At 67.1% G+C, this 22,631-nt stretch carries 19 protein-coding genes; 7 read left to right on the top strand and 12 right to left on the bottom strand.

Annotated features, from left to right (window positions below):
- Nucleotides 1-2: 2 nt before the first annotated feature.
- The 6 genes from sauS to ACSFB7_RS35360 all read right to left on the bottom strand — a co-directional run bounded on the left by sauS (nucleotide 3) and on the right by ACSFB7_RS35360 (nucleotide 7,261).
- The gene (gene sauS, locus ACSFB7_RS35335) at nucleotides 3-1,445 is read right to left on the bottom strand and encodes an acylating sulfoacetaldehyde dehydrogenase (RefSeq protein ID WP_435476998.1); all 1,443 of its coding nucleotides are present in this window, start codon (nucleotides 1,443-1,445) and stop codon (nucleotides 3-5) included.
- Nucleotides 1,446-1,463: 18 nt separating this feature from the next.
- Nucleotides 1,464-2,456 (bottom strand): tripartite tricarboxylate transporter substrate binding protein, encoded by a 993-nt coding sequence (locus ACSFB7_RS35340; protein WP_435477000.1) that lies wholly within the window; start codon nucleotides 2,454-2,456, stop codon nucleotides 1,464-1,466.
- Complete coding sequence (locus ACSFB7_RS35345) at nucleotides 2,453-3,265, bottom strand: IclR family transcriptional regulator (RefSeq protein WP_435477001.1); 813 nt, start codon at nucleotides 3,263-3,265, stop codon at nucleotides 2,453-2,455. The genes ACSFB7_RS35340 and ACSFB7_RS35345 overlap by 4 nt, the downstream gene beginning before the upstream one ends.
- A 429-nt stretch (nucleotides 3,266-3,694) precedes the next feature.
- On the bottom strand, nucleotides 3,695-5,431 hold the full coding sequence (locus ACSFB7_RS35350; protein ID WP_435477002.1) for a cobaltochelatase CobT-related protein: 1,737 nt from the start codon (nucleotides 5,429-5,431) through the stop codon (nucleotides 3,695-3,697).
- Nucleotides 5,428-6,411 carry an AAA family ATPase gene (locus tag ACSFB7_RS35355; RefSeq protein WP_435477003.1) on the bottom strand — a complete coding sequence of 328 codons (984 nt, stop codon included), beginning with the start codon at nucleotides 6,409-6,411 and terminating at the stop codon, nucleotides 5,428-5,430. Before ACSFB7_RS35355 ends, ACSFB7_RS35350 begins: the two co-directional genes overlap by 4 nt.
- 31 nt (nucleotides 6,412-6,442) lie before the next feature.
- The gene (locus tag ACSFB7_RS35360; protein ID WP_435477004.1) at nucleotides 6,443-7,261 is read right to left on the bottom strand and encodes an IclR family transcriptional regulator; all 819 of its coding nucleotides are present in this window, start codon (nucleotides 7,259-7,261) and stop codon (nucleotides 6,443-6,445) included.
- 172 nt (nucleotides 7,262-7,433) lie between these two features.
- Between ACSFB7_RS35360 and xsc the strand changes: the two genes are divergently transcribed.
- Nucleotides 7,434-9,257 (top strand): sulfoacetaldehyde acetyltransferase, encoded by a 1,824-nt coding sequence (xsc, locus tag ACSFB7_RS35365; RefSeq protein WP_435477006.1) that lies wholly within the window; start codon nucleotides 7,434-7,436, stop codon nucleotides 9,255-9,257.
- 7 nt (nucleotides 9,258-9,264) lie between these two features.
- Entirely contained in the window at nucleotides 9,265-10,470 is a 1,206-nt protein-coding gene (locus ACSFB7_RS35370) for an acetate/propionate family kinase (RefSeq protein ID WP_435477007.1), read from the top strand.
- Here the strand turns inward: ACSFB7_RS35370 and ACSFB7_RS35375 are convergent, their stop codons facing one another.
- Genes ACSFB7_RS35375 through ACSFB7_RS35395 form a run of 5 tightly spaced genes read right to left on the bottom strand, consistent with a single transcriptional unit; the run spans nucleotide 10,471 to nucleotide 14,967 of the window.
- Nucleotides 10,471-11,463, bottom strand: a complete 993-nt coding sequence (locus tag ACSFB7_RS35375) for a Bug family tripartite tricarboxylate transporter substrate binding protein (protein WP_435477008.1) — start codon at nucleotides 11,461-11,463, stop codon at nucleotides 10,471-10,473.
- A gap of 44 nt (nucleotides 11,464-11,507) precedes the next feature.
- Complete coding sequence (locus ACSFB7_RS35380; protein WP_435477009.1) at nucleotides 11,508-12,509, bottom strand: Ldh family oxidoreductase; 1,002 nt, start codon at nucleotides 12,507-12,509, stop codon at nucleotides 11,508-11,510.
- Nucleotides 12,506-13,435 carry a hydroxyacid dehydrogenase gene (locus ACSFB7_RS35385; protein WP_435477010.1) on the bottom strand — a complete coding sequence of 310 codons (930 nt, stop codon included), beginning with the start codon at nucleotides 13,433-13,435 and terminating at the stop codon, nucleotides 12,506-12,508. Before ACSFB7_RS35385 ends, ACSFB7_RS35380 begins: the two co-directional genes overlap by 4 nt.
- Nucleotides 13,436-13,457: 22 nt before the next feature.
- The gene (locus tag ACSFB7_RS35390; RefSeq protein WP_435477011.1) at nucleotides 13,458-14,633 is read right to left on the bottom strand and encodes a UxaA family hydrolase; all 1,176 of its coding nucleotides are present in this window, start codon (nucleotides 14,631-14,633) and stop codon (nucleotides 13,458-13,460) included.
- A 52-nt stretch (nucleotides 14,634-14,685) separates the two neighbouring features.
- A complete protein-coding gene (locus ACSFB7_RS35395; RefSeq protein ID WP_093238744.1) occupies nucleotides 14,686-14,967 on the bottom strand; it encodes a UxaA family hydrolase in 282 nt (93 codons plus the stop codon).
- 126 nt (nucleotides 14,968-15,093) lie between these two features.
- On the opposite strand from ACSFB7_RS35395, the gene ACSFB7_RS35400 reads away from it, so the two are divergent.
- Nucleotides 15,094-15,864 (top strand): GntR family transcriptional regulator, encoded by a 771-nt coding sequence (locus tag ACSFB7_RS35400; protein WP_435477012.1) that lies wholly within the window; start codon nucleotides 15,094-15,096, stop codon nucleotides 15,862-15,864.
- Between the two features lie 25 nt (nucleotides 15,865-15,889).
- On the opposite strand, the gene ACSFB7_RS35405 is transcribed toward ACSFB7_RS35400, so the two are convergent.
- Nucleotides 15,890-16,822, bottom strand: coding sequence for a LysR family transcriptional regulator (locus ACSFB7_RS35405; RefSeq protein ID WP_435477013.1), 933 nt, complete (start codon nucleotides 16,820-16,822; stop codon nucleotides 15,890-15,892).
- Between the two features lie 83 nt (nucleotides 16,823-16,905).
- On the opposite strand from ACSFB7_RS35405, the gene ACSFB7_RS35410 reads away from it, so the two are divergent.
- From ACSFB7_RS35410 to ACSFB7_RS35425, 4 genes are all read left to right on the top strand, one after another.
- Nucleotides 16,906-19,845 (top strand): molybdopterin oxidoreductase family protein, encoded by a 2,940-nt coding sequence (locus ACSFB7_RS35410; RefSeq protein WP_435477014.1) that lies wholly within the window; start codon nucleotides 16,906-16,908, stop codon nucleotides 19,843-19,845.
- Complete coding sequence (locus ACSFB7_RS35415) at nucleotides 19,842-20,681, top strand: 4Fe-4S dicluster domain-containing protein (RefSeq protein ID WP_435477015.1); 840 nt, start codon at nucleotides 19,842-19,844, stop codon at nucleotides 20,679-20,681. Before ACSFB7_RS35410 ends, ACSFB7_RS35415 begins: the two co-directional genes overlap by 4 nt.
- A gap of 4 nt (nucleotides 20,682-20,685) precedes the next feature.
- Entirely contained in the window at nucleotides 20,686-21,618 is a 933-nt protein-coding gene (locus ACSFB7_RS35420) for a dimethyl sulfoxide reductase anchor subunit family protein (RefSeq protein WP_435477016.1), read from the top strand.
- A gap of 69 nt (nucleotides 21,619-21,687) precedes the next feature.
- Nucleotides 21,688-22,584: a LysR family transcriptional regulator gene (locus ACSFB7_RS35425; protein WP_435477017.1), complete on the top strand. Its 897-nt coding sequence runs from the start codon at nucleotides 21,688-21,690 to the stop codon at nucleotides 22,582-22,584.
- Nucleotides 22,585-22,631 lie beyond the last annotated feature (47 nt).

Here is a 22,631-nt window from a genome sequence, read left to right on the forward strand (position 1 = left end):
GCTCACTTTGCGCCGTGCGTCGCGAAGAAGGCGCCGAAGATCTCTTCCTCGCTCGGCACCTTCTCCGGAATCGGACGCGAGATGCGCGTGATGTTCAGGTAGTGGCGGTAGTTCATGTTGTCCGAGAAGTTGTTCTTGCCCCAGGTGCCGCAGCCCATGGACAGCGAGAAGGGCAGGCCGTTGTCGAAGCTGCCACCGGTCGCGATGCAGTGCGCCTGGCCGACGATCACGCGCGACACCGGCAGCGTCAGGCCCAGCGTGAGCGCGCGTTCGGGCATCGCGCTGTGCAGGCCCACCGAGTGGCCCGCGCCTTCGTAGCCGTAGATGCGTTCGACCGTGGCGGCCGCTTCGTCGAAATCGCGTGCGGCATAGATGGCGAGCACCGGGCTGAGCTTTTCGCCCGAGAATGGATGGTCGTGACCAACGCCGTCCTCGGCCACCATGAGGATGCGCGGATCGGTCGCGGCAATCGCCAGCCATGCCTCACGGTTGGCGCCATCGACGTTTGCCGCGCGTTCGGCGATGGTGCGCGCCGACTGCCCGATGACGGCGGCCGAGAGCTTGCCCTCGGGCCACATCAGCGCCTGCAGCGTGGCCTTCTGCGGGGCGGCGAGCATGACGGCGCCACGGTCCTTCAGCGCCGCCAGCATCGGTGCGCGCACCGCATCGACGATGACGAGGCTGTTCTCCGACGAGCAACTGGTCGCGTTGTCGAAAGTCTTGGAGCGCACGATGCGTTCGGCCGCCGCCTGCACGTCGGCCGTTTCATCGACGATGCCCGCCACATTGCCCGCGCCCACGCCGAAGGCCGGCGTGCCGCTCGCATAGGCCGCGCGCACATTGGCCTGCGAGCCGGTGGCCACCACCAGGTCGCACAGGCGCATCAGCTCGGCGGTCGATTGCTTGTTGATGGGCTGAGGCAGCAGTTGCACCAGGTCGCGCGGCGCGCCGATGCGGTCGAGTTGCGCGTGGATGAATTCGATGAGCCGCGCCGCCGTCGACCAACCCTTGGGCGAGGGCGCGACGATGACCGCGTTGCGCCCCTTGAGCGCATTGATGATCTTGTTGGCTGGCGTGGCGCCGGGGTTGGTCGATGGCGTGACGGCGCACACCACGCCCACGGGCCGCGCGATCTCGACGATGCCGCGCGCCGGGTCTTCGCCGATCACGCCGACCGAGCGCGCGCCGTGCAGGTCACGCAGCAGGCCGAAGGTCTTGCGGTGGTTCTTGCGCACCTTGTCCTCGACGTTGCCGACGCCGGTGTCGGCAACTGCCAGTTCGGCCAGCTCGCGGTTGCGCGCCGGCTCGATGATGGCCCAGCCGGTTGCGACCACGACGGTATCGACCTGCGCCTGCGACCAGGTTTCATAAACGCGCTGCGCGGCACGTGCGCGCGCCACCAGTTCGGCGATGGGAGAAGAAGAGGGGGATGCGGGATGTTCCATGGGATCTGTCCGTGTCGATCAATCGACCTTGATGTTGGCCTCTTTGGCGAGCTTCTGCCAGCGCACGAGTTCGGTGCTCACGACCTTGCCGAGCTGCTCGGGCGTGCCGCCCACGCCTTCGCTGCCTTGCGCCAGCAGCTTGTCGCGGATCTCGGGTTCCTTCACCACGACGTTGATGACGCGGTTGAGCTTGTCGATGACGGGTTGCGGCGTCTTCGCGGGCACGAACACCGCGTACCACGAGTCCACGTCGAAGTCGGCGATGCCGGCTTCCTGCATCGTCGGCACATCGGGAAAGGCCGCGCTGCGCTTGGTGGTCGACACCGCAAGCGCCTTGAGCTTGCCGGCCTTCACGAACTGCGCGGCTGCCGGAATCGACACCCACAGCAGCGGCACCTGCCCGCCCATCACGTCGGTCACGGCCGGGCCGCCGCCGCGGTACGGGATGTGCGTCATCTGCGTGCCGGTGCGCAGCTTGAGCAGTTCGCCCGCCAGATGCCCCGGCGAGCCATTGCCCACCGATGCGAAGGAGATGCTGTCGGGCTTGGCCTTGGCGAGCGCGACCAGCTCGGCCACGGTGTTCGGCGCGAACTGCGTGTTGGCCACCAGGATCTGCGGCAGCGACGCGACCATGCCGACGGGCGCGAAGTCTTTCGCGGTGTCGAAGCTCAGCTTGTTGTAGATGGCGGGGTTGATGGTGTGCGACGACAGCGTGAACAGCACCGTGTAGCCGTCGGGCGGCGACTTGGCCACGACCTCGGTGCCGATGGAGCCGGCCGCGCCGCCGCGGTTGTCGATCAGCACCTGTTGCCCCAGCAGGCTGGAGAAGCGCTCCTGCACGATGCGCGCGATCACGTCGGTGCCGCCGCCGGGCGGGTAGGGCACGACGAGGCGGATCGGCTTGTTCGGGTAGTCGCCGGCAGGCGGTTGTGCCTGCGCGGCAAGGGGCGCGGCCAGGGCTGCGACGGCGAGCAGGGTCGCGCGCAGCCGGGGGGCGAGGAACAGGTTCATTCGAGTCTCCTTCTCTTCGTGACGGATGTCGGGAGCTGCCCTGCCGCGGGCTCGGGGCTGGCGCGATAGCCGAGCGTGACGCTGGCGTCGCGTGCGCAGGCCCTGATGTGGTCGGCCAGTTCGCGCGCCTGCGTCCGCGCAAAGCGGATCGACGGCACGCTCATGCCCACGGCCGCAACGGCTTCGCCGCGTGCGTTGAACACCGGCACGCCGAGGCCGCAGACGCCGAGGCGCCATTCCTCGCGGTTCTCGGCGTAGCCGCGTGTGCGTGTGCGTTCCAGTTCGGAGAAGAGGGCATCGAAGTCGGTGATGCTGTTCTTCGTGTGTGCGACGAGCGTGCCCAGGCGCTGCTGGAGTGCGGGCACGTCGAGCGATGCCGCAGCCAGCAGGGCCTTGCCGGAGGCCACGCAGTAGGCGGCTGCACGGCCGCCGACGCGCGAGTAGGCGGCCACGGGAAGAGGGCTGTCGAACTTGTCGAGGTAGACGATTTCGTCGCGGTCGAGCACTGCGAGATGAATGGTCTCGCCGGTGGCTTGCGCGAGCACTGCCAGGTGCGGGCGCAGCAGTGCGCCGACGTCGGCCGCTTCGCCGACCAGTGCGCCCAGTTCGAACAGCCGCAGGCTGGGGCGGTAGGCGCTGGTGTCGGGGTCTTGCACGGCCCAACCGCACTCGACCAGCGTTTGCAGCGTGCGATGCGCGTTGCTGCGCGCCATGCCGAAGGCCTGGGCCAGGTCGGTGACGCGGCAGTCGCGCTGCTGGCGTGCCATCCATTCGATGGCTGCCAGGCCCTTGGCTAACGTGGAATCCATTCGAACCCTTTTTGGGTGTTCCAAATATCGGAACAGCGTTCTCGGATGTGAAACGCAATGTAAGAACCCTTGGGGGTCTTTGTCAATCGGGGGAAGGGAACTTTGCTTTTCTTGTATTGGCTTGTGGGTTCTTGGAGGCCGCCGCTGTTCAGGGCGGCACTCACGCCGACACGGTGCTCTTTTTCGCGAATGTCCCCCGCTTCGCTCCTCCTTTATTTCGCGAAAAAGAGCCCCGTATCGACGCGAGCGCTCAGAGCACTGGTTGATCGGCGATCACCAGCAGCGTGCCCCAGTGCGAATGACACCAGGTGCTCCCCGCAGCGAAATAAAGGAGGAGCGAAGCGGGGGACATTCGCGGAGGGGAGCACCTGGTGTCATTCGCACTCGCCCCGAACAAACGCACAACGAACAGCAGCGCCCCGAACAACCTCAGCGCCGATGCCACCCCGCCATGAGTTCGATGACTTCGCGAAAAATCGTATTGCCAGCAGAAGACGCAAGGTCCAGCACATGGCTACGGCTGTAGTACGGACTCAGATCAAGCCCCACGCCGATGCCGGAAATGGAGATGTCCCCCCGTTGCTCCTGCCGCGCAACAACATCACGCAAATGGTGGTCGAGGTAATGCGCGTCATTGGCCAGATGGGTAGCACTGTCCATCGGCGAGCCATCTGAAATCACAAGCAGCAGCTTTCGCTCTTCGGTGCGCTGGCGAAGGCGCATGCAGGCCCAGTCGACCGCCTCGCCATCGATCCCTTCTCGGAACAGATCGGCCTTGAGCAACGCAGCCATCGCAGGCCGCGCGCGCCGCCACGGTGTGGCTGCGGCCTTGAAGATGAGATGGCAACGCTCGTTCAGGCGGCCAGGGTGGGCTGAACGGCCGGCGCGTACCCACTCGCGCTGCGCACGGCCGCCGTTCCATGCGCCAGTGGTGAAGCCCAGCACCTCGCTGGTCACACCGGCCTGTTCGAGGGCGCGCGCGAACACGTCGACCATCATCGCGACCGATTCGGCGTGCTCCTTCATCGAGCCCGAGCAATCGATCAGGAAGGTGACCACGCTGTCGGCCACCGGCTCCATGCGCTCGGTGCGGAACAGGCGGCGCTCGGTGGGCGAGGCCACGAGTTGCGCGAGGCGGCGGCCGTCGATCAGGCCTTCTTCCTGCCCGCCGTCCCAGCCGTCGCGCGTGGGGTCGGCCAGCAATGCGCGCAACTCGCGCGCCAGGCGGGCGATGTTCACGCCCTGCGCGGCAATGCGGCGGTCGAGCTTTTCGCGCAGGTCGGCGAGCACTTCCTTGCGTGCGAGCGTGGCGGCATCGTGCTCGCGGTCGTAGGCGGTGGTGAAGACGCGGTAGGCGCCGCCCGCATCGTCGAGCACGGCGCTGCGGCCCGACTCGGCGGTGGTGAAGCGCTCGATGATCTCCTGGTCCATGTCGGCGACGAGGCTGAACACGCTGCGCTTGTCGTCCACGTGCGGGTCGCGTGCGGCATCGCTGCCTTCGTCGTCGGCCTCGTGCAGCATGGTGGCGATGGTGCGTGCGATGGCCCGTGCGTGCACGGCATAGGCGGCCTGGTCAGCGCGGTCCTTGCGCAAGCCTGCGAGTGCATGGCCGATCAGCGGCGCGAGCGCGAAGCGCGTGGCTTCGAGCATGTCTTCTGTTTCTTCGACCACCTGCTGGCCGCTGACGCGGGCGCGGCAGATCTGGGCGACGGCATACAGCAGCAGGCCGCGTGCGGTGTCGGTCAGGCCCGAATGGTGGAACGCCAGCGACCACTGTTCGTGGCGGTGCCGCAGGTTGTGGCGCATGCCGGCCATGGTTTCGGGCACGAGCGCTTCGACGCGGAATTGTTCGAGCATCTCGAACACCATGCGCTCGACCGGCTCTTCGGGGCGCAGGCGTTCATGCAGCGCGGCATCGGAGTCGGTGAGCCGCAGTGCGAGCCCGTCGGCCACGCCGCGGAAAGATGCGAAGTCGTCGGTCTCCGGCGAGGGATGCAGGTGCGGTGCGAACCACGGCAATGCCACGCGGCCGCGATGCAGGCGCCGTCCGCGAAAGTGCAGGTCGCGCTCGCCGCTGAAGGCGCGCACCACGCCCGCGCACAGCTCGGCCACCAGCTCTTCCTGCCGCACGCGGCGCTGCATCGCGCTCGCGGGCGTGTCGGTCATGGCTGCGAGCCCGGCGAGAGTTGGTGCGACTCCTTCAGCTCCTGGTCGAAGCAGCGCTGGAAGTATTCGGCGACCAACGGCCGCTCGGCGTCGTCGCACTTGTTGACGAACGAGAGCCTGAACGCCAGTGCCGGGTCTTTGAAGATCTCGACGTTCTCGGCCCAGGTGATGACGGTGCGTGGCGACATCAGCGTCGACAGGTCGCCCGCCGCGAAGCCCTTGCGCGTGAGGTCGGCCACGGCCACCATCCTCGCGACGAGCTTGCGCCCGGCATCGTCGGCCAGCGACGGCACGCGCGCCTGCACGATGGCTATTTCTTCATCGGCCGGCAGGTAATTCAGCGAGGCGACGATGTTCCAGCGGTCGATCTGCGCATGGTTCAGGCGCTGCGCGCCGTGGTACAGGCCGTTGAGGTTGCCCAGGCCCACGGTGTTGGCGGTGGCGAACAAGCGGAAGAAGGGGTGCGGGCGCAGCACCTTGTTCTGGTCCATCAGCGTGAACTTGCCGTCGCGCTCGAGGATGCGCTGAATGACGAACATCACGTCGGGCCGGCCCGCGTCGTACTCGTCGAAGATCAGCGCTACGGGCCGCTGCAGCGACCACGGCACGATGCCTTCCTGGAATTCGGTGACCTGCTTGCCTTCGCGCAACACCACCGCGTCCTTGCCCACGAGGTCGAGCCGGCTGATGTGGCCGTCGAGGTTCAGGCGCACGCAGGGCCAGTTCAGGCGCGCCGCCACCTGTTCAATGTGGGTCGACTTGCCGGTGCCGTGCAGCCCCTGCACCATCACGCGGCGGTCACGCATGAAGCCCGCGAGGATGGCGAGCGTCACGTCGGGGTTGAAGCGGTAGACCGCATCGACCTCGGGCACGTGGTCATCGCGTTCGCTGAAGGCGGGCACCTGTAGGTCGGTGTCGATGCCGAACACCTCGCGCACGCTCAGCATGCGGTCGGGCCGAAGGTCTGCGGTGTCGGTCACGGTGGGGCTTTCGGTATCGGACGGATGAAGGTCAGGCCAGCGCGCGGTCGGCGCCGGCATCGGTGTCGATGCGGCTCAGCGCCAGTGCGGCGCGCTGCAATGCGGGCAGCAGCGTCTTCGCCCTGGCGGCGTCGAGCCGCATGATCGGCGCCTGCACCGCAATGCAGAGATTCGAAGGGGCGTCGTCGCCCGAAGGCACCAGCGCGGCAATGCACAGCAGGCCCGGCAAGAACTCTTCGTTGTCGATGGCAAAGCCGCTCTTGCGCACGCGCTGCACTTCCTTCTCCAGTGCCTCGGGGTCGGTCAGCGTCTTGGGCGTGTAGGGCTCCAGCGGCGCATTCGACAGCAGGCGGCGGCGCTGCGCGGTGCTCATCTGCGAGAGAAAAATCTTGCCGCTGGCCGAGCAATGCACCGGCACGCGCGAGCCCGAGTGCAGATAAAAGCGCAGCGGCGCGGCGGTCTCCACGCGGTCGAGGTACACGACCTCGCTGCCCGACAGGGCCGTGAGGTTGCAGCTCTCGCCGATCTCCTCGACCAGTTGCCGCAGCACCGTGTGGCGCGCGCCGTGCAGGCTGTCGTTGAGCAGCAGGTTCTCGGCAAGGCGCCGCAGCCGCGTGCCGATGCCGTAGTGGCGCCCGTCGCCTTCGCGCTGCAGCAGGCCCGCGCCTTCGAGCTGTTGCAGCATGCGGTGCAGCGTGGGCTTGGGCAGGCCGGTTTCTTCGACCAGGCCCTGCAGCGAATAGCGCAGGTCTTTCGCGGCCATGACTTCCAGCAGCGCGAACAGCCGCATGGTGGGTGTGTCACCCGCCGGTTCGGTGGTCTCTGGCGTGAGCCCTTTGACGATCTTCATGGGGGCGGATCATAGTCTTTTTACAAAAAACAAGACAAGGCGTACCGATTTTTGTAAATTGTTTGACGCCGCCGCAATGCCGTCCTATATTCCGCCGGAATGAATTTCGGAACAAGAGGTTCCGACTTTTCGAGTTGCCGAACAACCCCCATCCCTCCAGGAGACGCCTTCCATGAGCCAGAAGAAACCCGCCGCACCCGCCCGTGAAGCCGTCACCGGCGTGCAGAAGATGACGCCCTCCGAGGCCTTCGTCGAGACCATGGTCGCCAACGGCGTGACCGACATCTTCGGCATCATGGGCTCGGCCTTCATGGACGCGATGGACATCTTCGCGCCCGCCGGCATCCGCCTGATTCCGGTGGTGCACGAGCAGGGCGGCGCGCACATGGCCGACGGCTATGCGCGCGTGTCGGGCCGTCATGGCCTTGTGATCGGCCAGAACGGCCCCGGCATCAGCAACTGCGTGACGGCTATCGCCGCTGCCTACTGGGCGCACAGCCCGGTCGTGATGATCACGCCCGAGACCGGCACCATGGGCATGGGCCTGGGTGGCTTCCAGGAAGCCAACCAGTTGCCGATGTTCCAGGAGTTCACCAAGTACCAGGGCCATGTGAACAACCCCAAGCGCATGGCCGAGTACACGGCACGCTGCTTCGACCGCGCCATCTCCGAGATGGGCCCGACGCAGCTGAACATTCCGCGCGACTATTTCTACGGCGAGATCACGACCGAGATCCCGAAGCCGATGCGTGTGGAGCGCGGCGCGGGCGGCGAGAACAGCCTGAACGCTGCCGTCGAACTGCTGGCCTCGGCCAAGTTCCCGGTGATTCTTTCGGGCGGCGGCGTGGTCATGGGCGATGCGGTCGAAGAGTGCAAGGCGCTGGCCGAGCGCCTGGGCGCGCCGGTGGCCAACGGCTACCTGCGCAACGACTCGTTCCCCGCGAGCCATCCGCTGGCTGCGGGCCCGCTCGGCTATCAAGGTTCGAAGGCCGCGATGAAGCTGATCGCGCAGGCCGACGTGGTGCTCGCACTCGGCTCGCGCATGGGCCCCTTCGGCACGCTGCCGCAGCACGGAATGGACTACTGGCCGAAGGACGCGAAGATCATCCAGGTCGAGGCCGATCACACCAACCTCGGGCTGGTGAAGAAGATCACCGTCGGCATTCACGGCGATGCGAAGGCCACGGCCAAGGAACTGCTCAAGCGCCTGCAGGGCAAGACGCTGGCCTGCGACGCCACCAAGGCCGAACGCGCCGACAAGATCAAGGCCGAGAAGGCCGCGTGGGAAAAAGAACTCGACGAGTGGACCCACGAGCGCGACCAGTACAGCCTGGACGCCATCGAGGAAGCCAAGGGCGAGAAGACACCGACCGGCGGCAGCTACCTGCACCCGCGCCAGGTGCTGCGCGAGCTTGAGAAAGCCATGCCGCCGCGCGTGATGGTCTCCACCGACATCGGCAACATCAACGCCATTGCCAACAGCTACCTGCGCTTCGAGGAGCCGCGCAGCTTCTTCGCGCCGATGAGCTTCGGCAACTGCGGCTACTCGCTGCCGACCATGATCGGCGCCAAGTGCGCGGCACCCGATCGTCCGGCCGTGGCCTACGCCGGTGACGGCGCCTGGGGCATGAGCATGGTCGAGATCATGACGGCCGTGCGCCACGACATTCCGGTGACGGCCGTGGTCTTCCACAACCGCCAGTGGGGCGCGGAGAAGAAGAACCAGGTCGACTTCTACAACCGCCGCTTCGTGGCCGGCGAACTCGAAAGCGAAAGCTTCGCGGGCATCGCCAAGGCCATGGGCGCCGAAGGCATCGTGGTCGACAGGCTCGAAGACGTGGGCCCGGCGCTGAAGAAGGCCATCGACATGCAGATGAACGAAGGCAAGACCTGCGTGATCGAGATCATGTGCACCCGCGAGCTGGGCGACCCGTTCCGCCGCGACGCGCTGGCCAAGCCTGTACGATTCCTCGACAAGTACAAGGACTACGTCTGAACAAGCCATGGCCGATGCGCTGCTGACTCTCAACGCCGGATCGTCGTCGATCAAGGTCGCGCTGTTCGATGCGGCGGATGAGGCACGCAGCGATGGCCGTGTTCTGCCGGCGGCGTTGTGGTCGGGCCAGGCCGATGGCCTGGGCGCCGGGCTGAAAGCGCGGCTGCGCGTGCGCGATGCGCAGGGCAACACCCTGCACGACGCCGCACTCGATGGCGCGCAGGCCTCGCACCAGGGCGCGCTCGCGGCGTTGCTCGACTGGCATGCGCAACAGGGCGACGGCCGGCGCATTGCCGGCGTCGGGCATCGCATCGTGCATGGCGGCACGGATTTCGTGGCACCGGTGCGCATCGATGCGCAGGTGCTCGAAGCACTGGCAAAACTGGAGCCGCTGGCACCGCTGCATCAGCCGCACAACCTGGCCGGTGTGCGCGTGGCAACGGCGGCCTTCGAGGGCGTGCCGCAGGTGGCGTGCTTCGACACCGCCTTCCACGCGGTGCAGCCCGAGGTCAACCGCCGCTTCGCTTTGCCGCGTGCGCTGCACGACGCGGGCGTTCGGCGCTACGGCTTCCATGGGCTTTCGTACGAATCCATCGTGGCGCAACTCGCGCATGTGGCGCCCGGGCTGGCGCAGCGGCGCGTGATCGTCGCGCACCTGGGCAACGGCGCCTCGATGTGCGGCATTGCGCAAGGCCGCTCGGTGGCCACCACGATGACCTTTTCTCCGCTCGACGGCCTCACCATGGGCACACGCTGCGGCCACCTCGATGCGGCCGTGGTGCTGTACCTGATGCGCTCGCGCGGCATGTCGGCCGACCAGGTCGAATCGCTGCTGTTCCGCGAATCGGGCCTGCTCGGCATGTCGGGCGTGTCGAGCGACATGCGCGCGCTCGAAGCGTCCGCCGAGCCCGCTGCAGCCGAAGCCATCGGGCACTTCGTCGAACAGGTGGTGCAGAACATGGGCAGCCTTGCGTCGGCGCTGCGCGGTGTCGATGCCATCGTGTTCACCGGCGGCATCGGCGAGAACGCGGCCGGGCTGCGCGAACGCATCCTCGAAGACTGCGAATGGCTGGGCGTGAATGTCGATGCCGCCGCCAACCGCAGCGGTGCGCAGCGGCTCACTACGCCAGAGAGCCCCGTCAGCGCCTGGGTGCTGCGCACCGACGAAGAGGCGGTCATTGCGCATCACACCGCGCAGATGCTGCTCGGCTGACTAGCTCGGCTGGATGTCCGCCGCCTTGATGACGTGCGCCCAGCGCGCAATCTCGTCATTGAGGAACGGCGCGAAGCGATCCGGCCCGCGCGCGTCGATCACAAAACCCTGCTGCCGCATGCGCTCTTCCAGGCCCGGCAGCGCCAGGATCTTCACCACCTCCGCGCCCAGCTTTTGCACGGCGGCATCGGGCATGCCGGCCGGCGCCATGATGCCGGTCCAGTTCTCGACCTGCAGCGCCGGCATGCCGGCTTCGGCCGTTGTCGGCACGTCGGGCAGCGAGGGGTAGCGCGTCTTGCTCGCGATGGCCAGCGCGCGCAGCTTGCCGCCCTTCACATGCGGGATTGACTCGGGAATGTTCGAGAACACCACGTCGAGTTGGCCGCCGATGAGGTCGGTCATGCAGGGCGCGCCGCCCTTGTAGGGCACGTGTTGCACGGTGGACTTGTTCAGGTCGTTGAAGAGCGCCAGCGTCAGGTGCGGCGGCGTGCCGCTGCCGCTGGAGCCGGCGTTGAGCTTGCGTTCCTTCGCTGCCGCGATCAGGCCCTTCAGGTCCTGGATCGGGCTGGCCACCGGCACCACGATCAGCATCGGGCTGCCGGCCAGCAGCGCGACCGGGCGCAGGTCTTTCTGGAAGTTGAACGGCGACTTGGGAAACAGCGTGACGTTGGCCGCATGCGTCAGCGTGATCGCCAGCAGCGTGTTGCCATCGGGCGGCGCCTTGGCCACGAGGTCGGCGCCGATCTGTCCGTTGCCGCCGGGCCGGTTGTCCACCAGCACGCTGACCTTCCAGCGCTCGCCGAGCTGCTGGCCGATCTGTCGCGCCATCACGTCCGTGAGGCCGCCTGCCGGAAAGGGCACCACGTAGCGCAGCGTGGCGTCCGGCCTGGGGTAGTCGCCGGCTTGCGCCCTGGCAAGCCCGGGCATCAGCGCTGTCAGGGAACCCGTCGCCGCCAGGGCAGCGGTCCCTTGCATCCATTCGCGTCGTTTCATCGTGTTGTCTCCTGTTGTTGTGTTCGGGAAAAGGCGTTCGGCGGCTACCGTCGCCACTGCGCGAGCAGCGCGTCGGGCACCTCGATGCCTTGTGTCTCCGCACGCCTGCGCAGCTCTTCGCGCCGTGCGCCGGGCAGGCGCACGCCGTCGTCGCGCAGCATCTCGGCCACCAGCACCTCGACACGGTCGAGATAACTGGCTGAGCCCGCCAGCGCACCGGGGTCGATGACGATGAAGGCCTGGCCGATGCGTGGCCGGTTGCCGACGTCCTCGAAGAAGCTCGATGCCTCGAAGCCGAACTGCGCGCCGATGAGCGCGGTGACCAGCAGTTCGACCACCAGTGCCAGCATCGCGCCCTTGGGGCTGCTGGCGGCGCCGATGGGCAGCATCGAGCCTTCGAGCGCGGCCTGCGCGTCGGTGGTCGGCTGGCCGTGTCGGTCGACGGCCCAGCCGAGCGGGATCGGCTTGCCCTGTTTGGCCGCGACCATCACCTTGCCGCGTGCCACTTCCGACAGGCTCAGGTCGATCATCAGCGGCAGCGCCCCACGGCGCGGGAACACCGCTGCCACCGGGTTGGTTCCGAAGATCGGATGCCGGCCGCCCGCCGCCGGCATGGCGGCCGGCGAGTTCGCAAAGCCGAGCCCGACCATGCCCGCTTCGGCCACCGCGCGCAGGTGGTCGACGACCACGCCGCAGTGGTGGCTGTCGGTCACGCCTGCGATGGCGATGCCGAAGTCGCGCGCGCGAGCGATGGTTTCGGTCACCGCCATCTCGCAGGCGGCGAAGGCCAGGCCCTCTTGCGCATCGATCAGCGCGGCGGCGCCTTTTTCGCGGCGCAGCGTGGGCACTGCGTGGCCATTGACGCGGCCGTTGCGCAGGTGCGTTGCGTACTGGGCCACACGGCCGAGGCCGTGCGAGGCCAGTCCCTGCGCCTCGGCCAGCACCAGTGCGCGTGCTGTTGCCGTGGCCATCGCGTCGTTGGCGCCGGCCGCGCGCAGTGCCGTGCGTACCGCGTCACGCGCTTCCTGAAGGCTCATCGTCGTCATGGCTCCAGCGCCTCCAGCACCTTGTGTGCGATGAGGCTGCTCACGCGCTCGTTCGATTCGGTCGTCACGCCCGCGATGTGCGGTGTCAGCAGCAGGTTGGGACAGCCTTCGAAATGCGCGCTGGCCGCGAGCGGCTCAGCATCGAACACATCGAGCGCCGCGCCGCCGAGCCGGCCTTCGCGCAGTGCGAGTGCCACGGCCGCTTCATCGACGATGCCGCCGCGCGAGGTGTTGACCAACACAGCACCGCCTTTCATGGCCGCGATGCGCGCGGCGCCGAACAGGTGGCGCGTGCCGTCGACCAGCGGCACGTGCAGGCTCACCACATCGGCCTGTGCCACCAGCGCATCGAGGCTTACCGGCTGCGTGCCGGTTTCAGCGAAGGCCGGATGCCCCGCGTCCATCATCGCGTCGAAGGCCACCGTGCGCATGCCCAATGCCTTCGCCATCCGCGCCGTCAGCTGCCCGATGGCGCCGAAGCCGACCAGCCCGAGTGTCTTGCCCGACAGCTCGCGCCCGTTCGACAGCGCGTTGCGCGGCCAGCGGCCGGCAGCGACTTCGGCCGTCGAGCCGTAGGCGCCCCGAAGCAACAGCATCGCGCTGGCAATGACGTACTCCGCCACGCTCAACGCATTGGCGCCTGTGGCCGGAATCACCTGGATGCCGCGCGCTTCGCAGCTCGCCACGTCGATGTTGTCCAGGCCCACGCCCAGGCGGCCCACCACCGTGCACTGGGCCAGCGTGTCGAGCAGCTCGCCGCGCACCTGCGTGCGGTTTCGCACGATCAGCGCGTGGGCCCACTTCGCTTCGCGGTACAGGCGGGCGCCATCGTCCACCAGCGCCACGTCGTAGAGAACGTCGTGCCGCTCGCGCAACTGCGCAACCGCGGCGGCGTCCATGAACTCCGCAATGACGATCCGTTTCATGGGTGTCGTGTCGTTCGTGCGCTCAGGCCGACTCGTACAGGCGCGTCATCACGAACTCGCGGTGGCCCAGCGCTTCGGCTGCCGTGAGCCGGCCGTTGGCGGTGCGCAGCATGCATTCGAGCAACTGGTCGCCGGCCTGGTCGAGCGTCATCTCGCGCTGCAGCAGGCCCGAGGTGTCGACGTCGACGTGCTCGCTCATCAGCCGCACGGTGCGCGGGTTGGCGCAGATCTTGATGACCGGCAGGATGGGGTTGCCGATCACGTTGCCCTGGCCCGTAGGGAAGAAGTGCACCGCGTAGCCCGAGGCGGCGCACAGCGTCACCATCTCTGCGGCCGCGCTGGAAGAGTCCATGAACCACAGGCCGGGGCTGGTGGGCACTTCGGCCTTGTCGAGCACGCCATCGACCAGGCACTTCTTGCCGATCTTCTGGATGTTGCCGAGCGCTTTCTCCTCGATGGTCGTGAGGCCCCCCGCGATGTTGCCCTTGGTCGGTTGCGAGTCCGACAGGTCGCTGGTCTTGTGGCGGTTGATCATGTCCTGGTAGCGGTTGAACATGAACATGAAGCGCTCCTTCACGTCGGGTGTGCGGCAGCGGTCGGCCACGATGCGTTCGCCGCCGGTGATCTCGGAGGTTTCGCCGAATACCAGGGTGTTGCCGGTCTCGTAGAGCTTGTCGAAGGCGTTGCCGACGGTGGGGTTGGAGCCGCAGCCCGAGGTGGTGTCGCTCTCGCCGCACTTGGTGGACACCCACAGTTCGTGGATGCCGCAGGGCTCGCGCCGCTTCTCGCTGGCGTTTTGCACGAACTCGCGTGCCACCTTGCTCGCGCGCAGGATGGTGTCGTGGTCGCCGTGGCCCTCGATGCCGAAGCCCGCCACCGGCTTGCCTGTGGTGGCGATGCCGTCGACCACTTTCTGCGTCCAGCTGTCCTCGATGCCGATGACGACGACGGCCGCCACGTTCGGGTTGCAGCCCGCGCCGATCAGCGTGCGGAAGTGCAGGTCGAGGTCGGCGCCGAACTGCAGGCGACCGTAGGGATGCGGAATGGCGAGCGCGCCCTTGATGTTGTGGGCCACGGCTTCTGCTGCCGCGTTGGAGAGGTCGTCCAGCGGCAGGATGATGACGTGGTTGCGCACGCCAACGCGGCCGTTTTCGCGGCGGTAGCCCAGGAAGGTGGTGTCTTTGGAAATGATGGACATGCTGTGCTTTCGGGTTCGTGGGTGAGGTGAGTTGGCAAAGCGGGGATGGGGCCTACCAGCGCTTGGTCTTGATGTTCTGGACGTGCGCGTGCTCGCCCGCCTTGATCGGCGCGACCACCTTGCCCATGTCGATGCCGTACTTCCACACCGTGTCGCCCGTTGCCATGTCCTTGAGCGCGACCTTGTGGCCGATCGGGATGTCCTGGCGTGCATCGACGCTGGTCATCCGGTCCTCATCCATGATCCAGCCGGTGAGCGACATGCCGGCCTTGACGCCTTCCACCACCACGACCGCGACCGTGTCCTTGGCGTCGTGCAGAACGAAATGAATCATCGTTGTCTCCTGTTGTGACTCGCTGAGAATTTGCAGCCGGGCCAGTGTCCGAGTGCGTGTCTCCGGGTGTCAAACAGGTCATATGGATGACTTGAATGAATCGCGATGTGGCCGAACAATCGCGCCATGCCACGCTCGACCGACCTGTCCGTGTTCGAACCGATCCCCGCCGATGCGGCGGGTGCGCCGCTCTATCGGCTGGTCAAGCGCTCATTGCTGCGTGCGATCGAATCGGGCCGCTGCGCGGCCGGCAGCACGTTGCCGAGCGAGAGCGAACTGGCGGCAGCGCTGGGCGTGTCGATCGGCACGCTGCGCCACGCGACGGACGATCTGGTGGCCGAGCACATCCTCGTGCGGCGACAAGGCCGTGGCACCTTCGTTGCAGTGCACAACGCCGACCGCTTCATGTTCCAGTTCTTCCACGTCGAGCGCAGCGACGGGCTGCGGCAGGCGCCGCAGGTGGAGTTCGTCGCCTTCGAGCGCGTGCGCATGGAAGAAGAACCCGCGCAGGCGCTGGGCCTTCGCACCGGCGAGCCGGCCGTCCAGATCGACAACCGCCTGCTGCTGCAGGGCAGGGCGGTGATTCATGACCGGCTCACGCTGCCGGCGCTGCTGTTCAAGGGCCTGACCGAGAAGCGCTTTCGCGAGCGGCCGAGCACCATCTACCACCTGTACCAGACCGAGTTCGGCATCACCGTGACGCTGGCGCGCGAACGGGCACGCGCGATGACGGCCGATCGCAGCGTGGTGCGCATCCTCGGCGTGGCGCAGGGCGCGCCGGTGATGGAGGTCAAGCGCACCGCGCTCACCTTCGGCGACAAGCCGGTGGAGTACCGCGTGTCGACCATCAACACGGCGCAGTACGAGTACGTGCACCTGCTGTCGCGGCCGGCCTGACCGGCTGCGTGGCTTGTCGCGTGGTCTAGCGGCTGGCCTGCGTGCGCGGCACGGTCGCCCCACAATGGCGAAGAAAGTCGGCGGTGGCGCGGCCCAGCAGCTTGTCGCGGTGCATCACCGTGGCCAGCCGCCGGATGCCTGCGGGCAGGCGCGTGCGCAGCTCGATCAGGTGGCCGTCTTCCAGCGCCTGTGCCACCGTGTAGCGCGAGAGGCAGGCCAGCCCGGTGCCCGAGGCCACCACGCGCTTGATGGCCTCGGTGCTGCCGAGTTCGAAGCCCACGTGCACCTGGTCGAGGTTCTGGATCAGCCATGCATCGGTCACCTGCCGCGTGCCCGAGCCGTGCTCGCGCAGCACCCAGGTGGCTTGCGACAACTGCCGGTGGGTGGCGACGCGGTTGGCCAGCGCATGGCCGGGCGCGGCCACGATCACCAGTTCGTCTTCGCGCCATGCACGCACGACCAGATCGGGGTGCGTCTGCGGCCCCTCGATGAAGCCCACATCCACGTCGAAGCCCGCCACCGCCTCGATCACGTCGCGCGTGTTCGCGATGTGCAGGCGCACCTGGCTCTGCGGATGCAGGGCGGTCCATTGCGACACGCGTTCGGGCAGCAGGTATTCGCCGATGGTGAAGCTGGCCGCCACCCGCAGCGGCGCCGCATGCTCGCCGTTGAAGAGCGCCTGCAGGTCGCTGGCCTGGTCCAGCAGCGCCTGTGCCTTGGGCAGCAGCGCGCGGCCGTTCTCGTTGAGCACCAGCCGGCGGCCGATGCGGTCGAACAGCAGGGCGCCGACGGAGGTTTCCAGGTCGGCGAGCGCGCTGCTTGCCGCCGACTGCGAGCGCGCGATGCGATCGGCGGCGGCGCGGGTGCTGCCCCCGCGCGCGGTGGCCACGAACACTTCGAGCTGGCGCAGGTTCAGGCGCAGCCGCTGGGCGGATTGCTGATCTGTTTTTCCGGTCATCGTGAGCAATATTCTGCGCTTTTTCGTTTGAGGGAAGGCCCCTAGCATCGGCACAGCCCCCGCTTGAAAACAAAGGACCGCCAGTGTTCAGTTTCCTGTCCCGCGAGCCCGTGCACGATCCGCTGTCGGCCCCCACGCCCACGGCGGACACCGAGGTCAAGACCACCACCTGCTACATGTGCGCCTGCCGCTGCGGCATCCGCGTGCATTTGCGCGAGGGCGAGAAGGGCCCGGAGGTGCGCTACATCGACGGCAACCCGAACCATCCGCTGAACCAGGGCGTGATCTGCGCCAAGGGGTCGTCGGGGATCATGAAGCAGGTGTCGCCCGCGCGCATCACGCAGCCGCTGCTGCGCAAGGCCGGCAGCGAACGCGGGGCGGGGGAGTTCGAGCCCATCAGTTGGGAGCGCGCCTACGGCATGCTGACCGAGCGCCTCGGCCATATCCGCGCCACCGATCCGAAGAAGTTCGCGCTGTTCACGGGCCGCGACCAGATGCAGGCGCTTACGGGCCTGTTCGCGCGGCAGTTCGGCACGCCCAACTATGCGGCGCATGGCGGCTTCTGCTCGGTGAACATGGCCGCGGGAATGATCTACACCATCGGCGGCAGCTTCTGGGAATTCGGCGGGCCCGACCTGGAGCGCGCCAAGCTGTTCGTGATGATCGGCACCGCCGAAGACCACCACAGCAACCCGATGAAGATTGCGATCAGCAAGTTCAAGCGGGCGGGTGGGCGCTTCATCTCCATCAACCCGATTCGCACGGGCTACTCGGCGATCGCCGATGAATGGATTCCGATCAAGCCCGGCACCGATGGCGCGTTGTTCATGGCGCTGCTGCATGAGCTGATCGGCAACGAACTGGTGGACCACGCGTTTTTGAAGCGCTTCACCAATGCGCCGCAGCTCGTGGTGCTGGAGGATTGCGAGCGCGAAGGGCTGTTCGCCTTCGATCCCGAACGCGGGCCGCCGGGCGATGGACGCAATCCGCACAACAAGCTGGTGTGGGACAAGACATCCCGCAGCGTGAAGCCCGCGTACCCCGAGGGCATCGAAGACGGATGCGACCCGGCGCTGGAAGGCCACTACACGCTGGCCGATGGCACGCGCGTTGCGCCGTCGTTCCAGTTGCTGCGCGAGCGCGTGGCGAGTTGCACGCCCGAGTGGGCGCAGGCCATCACCGGCATCGACGCCGCGCGCATCCGCAAGCTGGCGCGCGAGATGGGCGAGACGGCGCTCAAGCAAGCCTTCGAGCTGCCCATTCCATGGACCGATGCCTGGGGCAAGAAGCACCCAACCACGCAGGCGCGACCCGTGGCCTTCCATGCGATGCGCGGGCTGGCGGCGCATTCCAACGGCTTCCAGACTGTTCGTGCGCTGGCGGTGCTGATGAGCGTGCTCGGCACCATCGACGCGCCCGGTGGTTTTCGGCACAAGGCGCCGTACCCGCGCCACATCGTGCCCAACTACCGGGCCTTCAACGACCCCGGAATGATCCAGCCGAACACGCCGCTCAATGCGGCGCCGCTGGGCTTTCCGGCCAGCCCGGAAGAACTGGCGATCAACCCCGATGGCTCGCCGATCCGCATCGACCATGCTTTCTCGTGGGAGCACCCGCTGTCGGCGCACGGGCTCATGCACAACGTGATCACCAACGCGGTGAAGGGCGACCCCTACCGCATCGACACGCTGATGATCTTCATGGCCAACATGGCGTGGAACTCCAGCATGAACACCATGGGCGTGCGCGAGATGCTCAACCGCAAGGACGAGAAGGGCGAGCACATGATTCCCTTCCTGGTGGTGTGTGACGCCTTCCAGAGCGAGACCGTGGCCTTTGCCGACCTCGTGCTGCCTGACACCACCTACCTGGAGCGGCACGATGTGATGGGCATGCTCGACCGGCCGATCTCGGAGTTCGATGGGCCGGTCGATTCGGTGCGTGTGCCGGTGGTGCCACCGACCGGGGAGTGCAAGCCCTTCCAGGAGGTGCTGATCGAGCTGGCTTCGCGGCTGAAGTTTCCGGCCTTCACCACGCCCGAGGGCGGGCGCAAGTTCACGGGGTATCCGGACTTCGTCGTCAACTTCGAGCCGCAACCGGGCATCGGATTTTTGATGGGCTGGCGCGGCAAGGACGGCACCGAGCATCTGCGCGGCGCGCCCAATCCGAAGCAGTGGGAGGCTTATGCGCAGAACAACTGCGTGTTCCAGTACCACATGCCCGAGACCATGCACTACATGCGCAACTGGAACCGGGAGTACCTGGACTTCGCGAAGGACAAGGGTTGGCGCCAGCGCAACGACCCGGTGCAGCTGGCGCTGTACTCCGACACGCTGCAGAGCTTCAGGCTTGCGGCGCAGGGCAAGAGCACGGGGCGGCAGCCGCCCGATGCATTGCGCGAGCGCATCGACACGTATTTCGATCCACTGCCCTTCTGGTATGCGCCGCTCGAAGAGGATGCGACCGATCTCGACGCGTATCCGCTCAATGCGCTGACGCAACGGCCGATGGCGATGTACCACTCGTGGGATTCGCAGAACGCATGGCTGCGACAGATTCACAGCCACAACTATCTGCACGTGAATCCGCTCACCGCCGAGGCTGCGGGCATTGCCGATGGCGGCTGGTGCTGGGTCGAGAGCCAGTGGGGCAAGGTGCGCTGCATGCTGCGCTACAGCGAGGCGGTGGAGCCGGGGACGGTGTGGACATGGAACGCGATCGGCAAGGCCGACGGCGCGTGGCAACTGGCGCCGGGGTCGGATGAGGCGCGCAAGGGCTTCCTGCTGAACCACCTGATCAGCGAAGAGCTGCCGTTCGCGGGAACGGCGAGTGGGCGCATCAGCAATTCGGACCCGATCACGGGGCAGGCGGGGTGGTATGACGTGCGGGTGCGGATACGGCCGGCGGAACCTGGCGAGCCTGAGGAGAGCTTTCCACAGATGGCGAGCATGCCGAGTGCGCCCGGAGTGTTGGGGAAGGCGGCGAGTGTGTTGACGTACTTTGCGGGGCGGAGCAGGAAATGATGCAGTGGCTGAAAGACCTGATCGCGGCCCCGTCCCCGGTCTTGCTCCCTCCCCTTCCGGGGGAGGGTCGGGGTGGGGGCACGACGGCCTTCATTGAAGTGCGGCCTGCCGTTCAAGCGCCGCTGCCCCCACCCCAACCCTCCCCCGGGAGGGGAGGGAGTCATACCTCCAAGCGCGCCGAGCAGGGCGAGACGTTGGCCAAACAGCTTGCCTTGGTCATCGACCTCAACGTCTGCGTCGGCTGCCACGCCTGCGTCACGTCCTGCAAGCAATGGAACACCTCCGGCAGCGCCGGCCCGCTGGCCGACGAGCGGCCCTACGCCGCCAACCCCACCGGCACCTTCTTCAATCGCGTGCAGACCTACGAGGCCGGTGCCTTCCCGGCAACCGAGACCATCCACTTCCCCAAGAGCTGCCTGCACTGCGAAGACCCGCCCTGCGTGCCCGTGTGCCCCACGGGCGCCAGCTACAAGCGCAAGGAAGACGGCATCGTGCTGGTCGACTACGACAAGTGCATCGGCTGCAAGTACTGCGCGTGGGCCTGCCCCTACGGCGCGCGCGAACTGGACGAAGAGCGGCAGGTCATGACCAAGTGCACGCTGTGCGTCGACCGCATCTACGACGAGCACTTGCCCAAGGAAGACCGCAAGCCGGCTTGCGTGAAGGCCTGCCCGACCGGCGCGCGGATCTTCGGCGATGTGAAGGACCCGGACTCCGAAGTGTCGAAGGCCATCCGCGAGCGGGGCGGCTATCAGTTGATGCCCGAGTGGGAAACCAACCCGGCCAACCAGTACCTGCCGCGCCACATCACGCCGTCGACTGACGCACGGGAGTAGCCGCATGCATCCCGCGTTCTCGATCCTTTTCTTCACCACGCTGGCCGGTGCGGCGCAGGGCCTGGTGTTCACGCTCGCGCTGGCGGTGCTGTTCGGCCTCGGGCTGGCGCCGGGCTTCCTGACCGTGGCATTGGGCGTGGCCGAGGTGCTGCTCGTGGCTGGCCTGGCAGCGTCGTTCATGCACCTGGGCCGCAAGACACGCGCCTGGCGCGCGGTGCTGATGTGGCGCACCTCGTGGATGTCGCGCGAAGTGATCGTGCTGCCGGGCTTCATCGCGCTGGTGGCGTTGTGGTGGCTGTCGTTGCAGTTGGATGCCGGTGCACCGTGGTCGTGGCTGCTGCCTGTGCTGGTGCTGTGCGGTGCCGTCGCGCTCTGGTACTGCACGGCGATGATCTACGCCTGCCTTCGCTTCATCGAGGAATGGGCGCATCCGTTGACCGTCGTCAACTTCACGCTGATCGGTTTGTCGTCGGGTCTGGTGCTGGCCTGCGCGATGGCGGTGGTGGCTGGCGAGGCGCGCTTCGTGCAGGTCTTCGGGCCGTGCGCGCTGGTCGCCACGCTGGCGGCATGGGCGGCGCGCGGGCAGGCATTGCGACGCAACGCCGGCATTCGCCACAAGTCGAGCTTGCAATCGGCCACGGGCATTCGCACGCAGAAGCTGGTGCAGAAGTCGATGGGCATGTCGGCCGGGTCGTTCAACACGCGCGAGTTCTTTCATGGCGCATCGATGGCCGCGCTCAAGAACATGAAGCTCGGCTTTCTGTTGCTGGCTTTCGTGCTGCCGGCGTTGTTGCTGTTGTGCGGCTTGGCGAGTGGCGCGGCGTGGCCGTGGCTGCTCGCGGTGCTGGTGCAGGCGCCGGGCCTGCTGGCCGAGCGCTGGTTCTTCTTTGCGCAGGCGAAGCACCCGCAGAACCTGTACTACCAGGTGGTGTCCTAGCTTCCCTGAAGACTGCCTGCACGGGTTTGCATCCCCCTGGGGCCGCGTGCCCGTGGCACGATCCCCGCCATGAACTTTCGTCAATTGCGCTACTTCTGTGAGGTGGTCGACAGCGGCACTCTCTCACGCGCTGCCGAGCGCCTGTTCGTCGCGCCCACCGCCATCAGCATGCAGATCGCTCAACTCGAGCAAGGCCTCGGTGGTGCCTTGTTCGATCGCACCGCCAAGCCCATGACGCTGACGCCGCTCGGGCTGTTCTTCCTGCCTCGGGCCAGGGAATTGCTGGCCAATGGCCAAAGGCTGGAAGAAGAGACCCGCGACGTGGCCATTGGCAAGAGCGGCTGGCTCGGCATCGGCTTCGTCCGCTCGCTGCTCAACTCCGTCGTGCCGGCCGCGGTGCGGGCCTTTCGGCACAAGCACCCCGACGTCAAGCTCGAACTGGTCGAACTGCTGTCCGAACACCAGCCGGCGCAGTTGCGCAGCGGACGCATTCACATCGGGCTGTCGCGCTTCGCCGCACCGCCGGAGCCGCCCGCAGACCTGCGGCATGTGACGCTTTTCGACGATCCGTTCGCCGTCGTCGTTCCGGCGGATCACCGGGCGGCCAAGCGCGGCAGGGTTTCGCTGGCCGAGCTGTCGAAGTTGCCGCTGATCAGCTACCCCAAGGACTCGCAGAGCTCCTTCGCGCAGCAAGTGATCGCGCGGCTGCGCGAGGCAGGTGCCGAACCGCGCGTGGGGCACGAGGCCATCGAGATTCACACCGCGCTCGGGCTCGTCGCCGCAGGCCTGGGCTATGCAGTCGTCGGCGCCTCGGTGGCGCAGCGCGGGCAGAGCGACGTGGCCTTCGTCAAGCTGGCGGAACTCAAGGCGTGCACCACGGTCGTGGCCGTGACACGCGCCGACGAGGAGGGCCCGCTGGTTGCTTCGATGCTCAAGACCCTGGCATCCGTGCGGCCGGCGTCGTAGAACTTCAAGTTATCTGAAGATATCTGCAGAAAACGGCAATATCGTTC

This window comes from Variovorax raffinosi (assembly GCF_051216615.1).
GTDB lineage: Bacteria > Pseudomonadota > Gammaproteobacteria > Burkholderiales > Burkholderiaceae_C > Variovorax.